The sequence below is a fragment of the Streptomyces sp. HSW2009 genome (assembly GCF_040240285.1).
Lineage (GTDB): Bacteria > Actinomycetota > Actinomycetes > Streptomycetales > Streptomycetaceae > Streptomyces.
Map to the genome: position 1 here is coordinate 24562 of NZ_JBEHZD010000021.1, position 7594 is coordinate 32155.

At 71.3% G+C, this 7594-nt stretch carries 4 protein-coding genes; 2 read left to right on the forward strand and 2 right to left on the reverse strand.

What is annotated here, in order from left to right; all coding sequences use genetic code 11:
• Window positions 1-202: 202 nt before the first annotated feature.
• On the reverse strand, window positions 203-3097 hold the full coding sequence (locus AAHZ94_RS03080; RefSeq protein WP_349990288.1) for a putative bifunctional diguanylate cyclase/phosphodiesterase: 2895 nt from the start codon (window positions 3095-3097) through the stop codon (window positions 203-205).
• Window positions 3098-3471: 374 nt separating this feature from the next.
• Window positions 3472-4434 carry a 2-hydroxyacid dehydrogenase gene (locus tag AAHZ94_RS03085; protein ID WP_349990280.1) on the reverse strand — a complete coding sequence of 321 codons (963 nt, stop codon included), beginning with the start codon at window positions 4432-4434 and terminating at the stop codon, window positions 3472-3474.
• Between the two features lie 73 nt (window positions 4435-4507).
• Here AAHZ94_RS03085 and AAHZ94_RS03090 point away from each other — a divergent pair, with 73 nt between their 5' ends.
• Complete coding sequence (locus AAHZ94_RS03090; protein WP_349990282.1) at window positions 4508-5527, forward strand: aldo/keto reductase; 1020 nt, start codon at window positions 4508-4510, stop codon at window positions 5525-5527.
• 710 nt (window positions 5528-6237) lie between these two features.
• On the forward strand, window positions 6238-7431 hold the full coding sequence (locus tag AAHZ94_RS03095) for a PQQ-dependent sugar dehydrogenase (protein WP_349990283.1): 1194 nt from the start codon (window positions 6238-6240) through the stop codon (window positions 7429-7431).
• Window positions 7432-7594: the final 163 nt, after the last annotated feature.

A 7594-nucleotide genomic window follows, 5' to 3' on the forward strand; every position in this document is an offset into this window, starting at 1 on the left:
CTCTTCTCGAAGATGAGGTTGTGCGGGGGTGGGGAGTGCGTCAATGCAACAAAAAACCCCTCGTGCCGTGAGGCAATCGAGGGGAGCGCGTCGGGAGGAGGTCCGCAGGGCCTTTCTCTGGGCCCTGCTCAGCCGACGCGCTGTCCAAGTACGAGAATTCGGGTGCGCATGGCTTGACCCTCCCCCCGTCGCCTAGCAAGTGTCAAGTGGGTGGGACGGGCGTCTCATTATTTGAACGCAATGGCGTATGTGCCAGTGGCTCGTGCCGCCGCGTCCCGTGCGATCCGCTGTGCCGTACGGGCACTGCCCCGCCGGCGAACGCGGGGGGTTCGGTGCGCTGCTCGGGGGCCCGTAGATCGGCCAGAACCTCGGTACGCGCCGTGAGACGGGGCTCCGGGCGCGGCAGCGGGTAGTCACCCACGGCCAGCGCGCGACGGAGCCGCTGCTCGTCCAGCGGGCCGCAGAAGACGGTGCCCTGGCCGTGGGTGCAGCCCATGGCGCGCAGGGCGGCCAACTGCTCGGGCAGATCCACGCCCTCCGCCATGGCCTGGGTGCCCAGATCGTGGGCGATGCGCAGCAGACCGGCGGTGATCTTGTAGAGCCTGGCCGACTCCAGTACCCCTTCGACCAGGGCGCGATCGAGTTTGACCAGGTCGATGGGGAGCTTGCGCAGGGCGTTGATCGCCGCGTATCCGCTGCCGAACCCGTCCAGGGCGATGCGCACACCCAGCCGGCGCAGCGCCATGAGGCGGTGTTCCAGGTCGCCCAGCGAGGCCCGCGGCTCACTTTCGGACAATTCAATGATCAAGCTGCCGGACGGCAGGCCGTGCTCGACGAGCAGTCCCTCGATGGTCTTGGGCGGGATCGCCTTGTCCGCCAGTTGGCTCGCCGGCAGCCGTACGGACACCGCGACGCCGTGTCCGGCGCGGCGGCGGCGTGCGGCCTGGCGGATGGCTTCCTCCAGCGTCCAGCGGCTGAGTTCGACGCTGGGCACCGTGTCCTCGCTGCCGCTCCGCCCGCCGCCCCGGCCGGTCCCGGTGACCCGGAGGAACTCCGCCGGGGTGAACAGGATGCCCTGCGCGGAGCGCCAGCGCGGCTGTGCGGACACCGAGCTGATCCGGCCGCTGTGCAGGTCCACGACGGGCTGGTGCAACAGCACGAACTCGCCATCCTTGAGCGCGGTGCGCAGCCTGGTCGCCAGCTCCGCGCGGCGGGTGACGTCGGCCTGCATCTGCGGGGCGTAGAGCTCGACCCGGTTCTTGCCTCCGGACTTCGCGCGGTACATCGCGAGGTCGGCGTTGCGCATCAGGTCGCCGGGGCTGATGCCGGGCTCGGCGAAGGCGACGCCGATGCTGGCGGCCACCCGTACCTCCGTGCCCTGGACCCGGTAGGGCCGGGAGAGGGCGATGCGCAGCCGCTCGGCGATGTCGTGCACCCGATACTCGTGGGCGGCGCGGTCGGGGCCGCCGTCCCCCATGATCAGGGCGGCGAACTCGTCTCCGCCGAGCCGGGCGGCGATGTCCCCGGAGCGCACCGACTCCTGGAGCCTGCGCGCGGCCTGCACCAGCAGTTCGTCGCCCGCCTGGTGGCCGACGGTGTCGTTGACCGCCTTGAAGCCGTCGAGGTCGATGTAGAGCACGGCGGTGCCGGGGTCGGTGCGCCGCCGGCCGCCGAGCGCCTGGCGCACCCGGTGGGTGAACAGGGCGCGGTTGGGCAGGTCGGTGAGCGGGTCGTGCTCGGCGTTGTGCTGGAGCTGAGCCTGGAGCCTGACGCGTTCGGTGACGTCGCGGCTGTTGAGGATCAGTCCGCCGTGGTGTCGGTTGACGGTGGATTCGACGTTCAGCCACTCGCCGCTGCCCGAGCGGAACCGGCACTCGATGCGGGTGGTGGGTTCCTGGCCCGGGTGGGCGGCGAGGAACCGGCGCACCTCGTGGACGACCGGGCCCAGGTCCTCGGGGTGGATGAGGGAGGCCAGTTCGGAGCCGGTCAGCTCCTCGGGGTCGCGGCCGTAGACGCCGACGGCCGCCGGGCTGACGTAGCGCAGTATGCCGGTGGGCGCGGCGATCATGATGACGTCGCTCGACCCCTGCACCAGGGAGCGGAAGTGGTTCTCCTTCTGGGCGAGCTCCTGGGTGAGCGCGATGTTGTCCATCAGCATGATGGCCTGCCGCACGACCAGCGCGAGGACGACGGTGCATCCGGTGAAGAGCACGACGCGGTCCACGGCGCGGCCGTTGAAGACGTTGTAGATGATGCCGAGGACGCACACGGTGGCGGCCAGGTAGGGCGTCAGGGCGGTCAGCGAGTTGGCGATGGGCCGGCCGGCCGGGTGTGGGCGGCGCGGGCGGTCCCACTCCTGGCCGGCGCGGCTGGAGACCCAGGGCGCGTAGGCCAGCAGCAGCGAGCCGGCGAACCAGCCGGCGTCCAGCGGTTGGCCGGAGTTGTACTGCTGGCGCAGCAGCGGCGAGGTGAACAGCGCGTCGCAGAGCACGGTCAGGGCCAGTGCGCCGATCGCGGTGTTGACCGCGGACCGGTTGGCCGACGAGCGCCGGAAGTGGACCGCGAGGACGACGCTGACCAGCGCGATGTCCAGCAGCGGATAGGCGAGCGAGAGTGCCGTACGGGCGACGCTCTCGCCATCGAAGCGGGCGGTGTGGGCGAGCGCCAGGCTCCAGGAGAGGGTCAGCAACGAGCCGGCGATCAGCCAGGAGTCCAGGCTCAGGCAGAGCCAACCGGCGCGGTTGACCGGGCGCTTGGCCAGCACCAGCAGCCCCACGATGGCGGGTGGCGCGAAGAGCAGGAAGCAGAAGTCGGCGAGCGACACGGAGGGCACCGGCTGCGCCAGCACCACCTCGTACCAGCCCCAGACGCCGTTGCCGAGGCCGGCCATCAGCGAGGAGGCGGCGAACATGAACCAGGCCGGGCGCGAGGGCCCCGAGCGCGTGCGCGCGTAGATGAAGCAGGAGATGGCGGCGGCGAGGGCCGCTGCGCAGAGCCCGAAGTCCCCCATGATGGTGGAGAGTTCGCGTGATCCCCAGCCGAGTACTGACCCCGCGGCATAGCCGCCGCACAACAGGGTCAGCAGGAGTTGGTGCATCATTCCGGCGCCACCGTCCGTCGCCCTGGGACGCGCGAGCACCCCTGCCCAGGCGCTCACGGTGCCACCGCCGTCAGCTCGCGATCGGCCGCGCTGCGGTTCGCGAGGCGGTGTAGTGGTCGACGCGTGAGCCGCGTCGGGTCGTTCATCCATTGGCCGTACATCGCCCGTCGCCCCCCTCGGTTCCGGTCCGTCACCCACGCCGTGTGGTGCGTGGCGTGGGTCCCCGTTCCGGACGATACACCAGGTTGGTCACTCAGGGACATAGCCCATCTACGCAGCGTAATCGACGGGGGCAATGTCGACACTTTGCGCAATCACTCGATTTCGCAGTGTGCCGGAAGTGTGTATTCCGGGTGGTGCTTCGATGTTTTTCAGCCAGCCGTCACGACCACGTTGCGCAGGGGATCGCCCGCCACGAAGCGGTGGAGTTGATCACGGAGCAGGCGTTCGGCGCGCGGCCTGAAGGCAGAGGACGGACCACCCACATGCGGGGTGATGAGGACTCCTGGAGCGTGCCACAACGGGTGCCCGGGCGGCAGTGGTTCCGGGTCGGTGACATCGAGAGCGGCGCTCAATCGGCCCGTCTCCACCTCCGCGAGCAACGCCTTGGTGTCGACAATCGCACCGCGGGCGACGTTCACCAGCAGTGCTCCGTCCTTCATCCGCGCCAGGAAATCGCCGCTGACCAGGGAGCGGGTGGCCGGGGTGAGCGGCAGCGCCAGGATCACCACGTCTGCCTGCGGCAGCAGTTGGGGCAGTGCGGTGAGTGGATGCACGGGGCCGCGCTCAGACTCGCGGGCGGAGCGCGCGACGCGCGCCACCCGCGCACATTCAAATGGCGTGAGCCGGGCTTCGATCGCGGCCCCGATGGCACCGTACCCGACAATCAGCACAGAACGGTCAGCGAGCGCTGGCTTGAATTCGGTGCTCCAGTGCCCGGCGTCCTGCTGACGGACGAAGCCCGGGACGTCACGCAGCGCAGCGAGGGTGAGGGTCAGCGCGAGCTCGGCCGTACTGGCGTCGTGGACGCCCCGTGCGTTGCACAACCGGGTGCCCGGCGGCAGCGTGGGCACCGCGGGCTCGATGTGGTCCACCCCGGCCGTGAGCGTCTGGACGACCCGTACGTGGCGCATCTGCGCGAGCGGGCGTACGACGGGCTCGGCGCCCTTCATGTAGGGGACTCCGTAGAACACGCAGCGCGCGGGGTCGGTCGGATAGTCCTGCCCGGTGTCCCAGAACGCGTACTCCAGGTCGGCCGGCAGGCCGTCGATCTCCTCGGGTGGCAGGGGCAGCCACACGACGGGGCGGGCGGGGGCACTGTCGTCAATCGGCATGACAGGAGGCTATGCGAAGGGCGCCAGCCGCAGACGTTACGTTGGGGACCGGGAATGGGAGGGGTACGGGCAGGTGGAGCGCAGAACAATCGGTGTGGGGGCCCGGTCGGTGGGTGCGATCGGGCTCGGCTGCATGCCCATGAACTGGGCGTACACCAGCTCCCAGCAGGGCGGCGAGGGCTCCTTGCGCACCGTGCACACGGCGCTCGACCAGGGCGTCAACCTGCTGGACACCGCCGACATGTACGGGCCGTTCACCAACGAGCTGCTCATCGGCCGGGTGCTCAGGGAGCGGCGGGCGGACGCCTTCGTCTCCACCAAGTGCGGGCTGCTCGTGGGGGAACAGCACATCGTGGCCAACGGCCGCCCCGGCTATGTGAAGCGGGCCTGCGACGCCTCGCTGCGCAGGCTCCAGACGGATCGGATCGACCTCTACCAGCTGCACCGCGCCGACCCCGAGGTGCCCATCGAGGAGACCTGGGGCGCGATGGCCGAGTTGGTCGCCGCGGGCAAGGTGCGGTCGCTGGGGCTGTGCGCGGTGGGGGCGCGCGGGGAGCTGCGGCGGGCGGCGGCGCGTACGAGCGTCACGACGCCGGCCCGGTTGCACGACGCGACCATCCGCCAGTTGGAACGAATCCAGCAGGTCTTCCCGGTGAGCTGCGTGGAGGCGGAGCTGTCGGTGTGGTCCCCGGAGGCGCTGGACTCCCTCGTGCCGTGGTGTGCATCGCGGGGCGTCGGCTTCCTCGCTGCCATGCCCCTGGGGAACGGTTTCCTCACCGGCACGCTGACGCCGGGTCAGGGCTTCGAGCCGGACGACGCGCGCGCCCGACACCCGCGGTTCACGGCCGAGATGATGGCCGCCAACCAGCCCATCGTCGCTGGTCTGCGCCGGGTCGCGGCGCGGCACGGGGCGACGCCGGCGCAGGTGGCGCTGGCCTGGTTGCTGACCCGGGGGCCGCACGTGGTGCCGATCCCCGGCGCCAAGAAGGAACGTTGGGTCACCGAGAACGTGGCGGCCGAGCGGCTGCGGCTGACCGGTGCGGACCTTGCGGAGATCGCTGCGCTGCCGCCGGCGCTCGGCTCGTGGGACTGATCGCCCCGTAGGGCCGGCCGGACGCGCTCCGTCACGATGCCTGCGCGGCGCGGCACGGCGTGCGGAACAAGGCGCACAATTCGCTTATCTATGGACAAAACTCCGCGCGAATTGGCGCGAAAAATATCGCAGTTATCACTGTGCGTAGAGAACTGTCGGCGCGATTCCGGTCGTACGTCACGGTGCGTGCGCGGTTCTGGTCGCCGAAAGCGGCTCGGCGGGGCCCGGCGCGGCGGCCGTGGCACCCACACGGGGCGGACGGAGCGGGGCGATCAGGGGCGCGGGCTTACGGCGGCCCCGTGGGCGTACGGGGCGGGGACGGGGCGACGGAGGGCGGCACGGCCAGGTGGACGGAGCCGGGGCGACGGGTGCGGGGCGGCAGGCGTAGGACGGGGCGACGGAGTGCGGGGCAGGGTGGACGGAGCCGGGACGGGGCGCGGCGGGGCGGGGCCGACCACGGACGGGGCGGGGCCAGCCGGGCCAACGGAGCCGACCGCGGACGGGGCGGGGTCGGGCAGGGAGCGCGGCCAAGGTGACGACGGGGTTGGGCAGGGTCAGTGGCGGCCTGGAGTGGGGCGGTCGGTGTGCTGGTGGTGGCTTCGGGAGCACGGTGTATAAGGAACGAGGGCTGCGCCCGGCATGCCGTCCCACACGTCTCGCCCCGGTCATTCGTGGCCAGTTGTTCGTGCTCAGTGGAAGGAATCGCCATCGTGCGACGTACCGGTGTCACCGCCGCATTCGCCGCGGCCTCGCTGCTGTTCGTATCCGGCTGTTCGGACAACGGTGGCCGCTCGCCCTTCGCGCCGACGCCGACCGCGCCGACCGCGTCCTCGTCGTCCTCCTCCACCGGCGGCACCGGGCCGTCCGGGAAGCCCTCCCCCGTGCTGCCGCCCAAGCGGGGCACCGCGAAGGTGGTGGCGACGGTGGCGCAGAAGCTGGAGACGCCGTGGGGGCTGGCCGAGTTGCCGGGCGGCGATCTGTTGGTCGCCTCGCGCGATGGCGGCAAGGTCTTCCGGATCGGGGCCGAGGACGGCAAGCGGACCGAACTGGGCTCGGTGCCCGGCGCTTCGCCCGGCGGGGAGGGCGGCCTGCTCGGGCTCGCCCTGTCGCCGACCTTCGGCGCGGACCGCATGCTCTACGCGTACTTCACGACCGAGTCGGACAACCGCGTCGCCCGCATGATCTACGACGAGAAGCGGCCCGCCGGGCAGCAGTTGGGCGCCCCCGACACCGTCTTCAAGGGGATCCCCAAGGCCAGCATCCACAACGGCGGCCGGATCGCGTTCGGGCCGGACAAGATGTTGTACGTGGGGACGGGCGAGGGCGGGGACCGCGGGCTGGCGCAGGACGAGGAATCGTTCGGCGGCAAGATCCTGCGGATGACGCCCGACGGGGAACCGGCCGAGGACAACCCGTCGCCGGACTCGGTCATCTACTCCTCCGGTCACCGCAATGTGCAGGGCCTGGCCTGGGACAAGGCGAAGCGGCTGTGGGCCACCGAGTTCGGCCAGGACACCTGGGACGAGCTCAACCAGATCAAGCCCGGCGGCAATTACGGCTGGCCCGAGGTCGAGGGCCGGGGGAAGGGCGACGAGTCCGCGGCGCAGGGCTTCACCGATCCGGTGGGGCAGTGGAAGACCGACGAGGCGTCGCCCAGCGGCATCGCGATCGTCAAGGGCTCGGTGTGGATGGCCGGCCTCGGCGGCAAGCGGCTGTGGCGCATCCCGCTGAGCGGCACCCGGCCGCTGGCCGCTCCGCAGGAGTTCTTCGTCGGCACGTACGGCCGGCTCCGCACCGTGGAGGCGTCCGACGACGGCACGCTGCTGGTGACCACGAGCAACACGGACGGGCGGGGCGATGCCAAGGGGCAGGACGACCGCATCCTGCGACTGAAGGTGAGCTGACGCGCCGGCAGCCCCGCCCCGGTGGTCCGCCCCGCCGGGCCCCCGTCCGTGGCGCGCCGCCAGATCCGCCGACCCGTACGCCACGAACCCGTACGCCACGAACCCGTACGCCACGAACCCGTACGCCACGAACCCGTACGCCACGAACCCGTACGCCACGAAC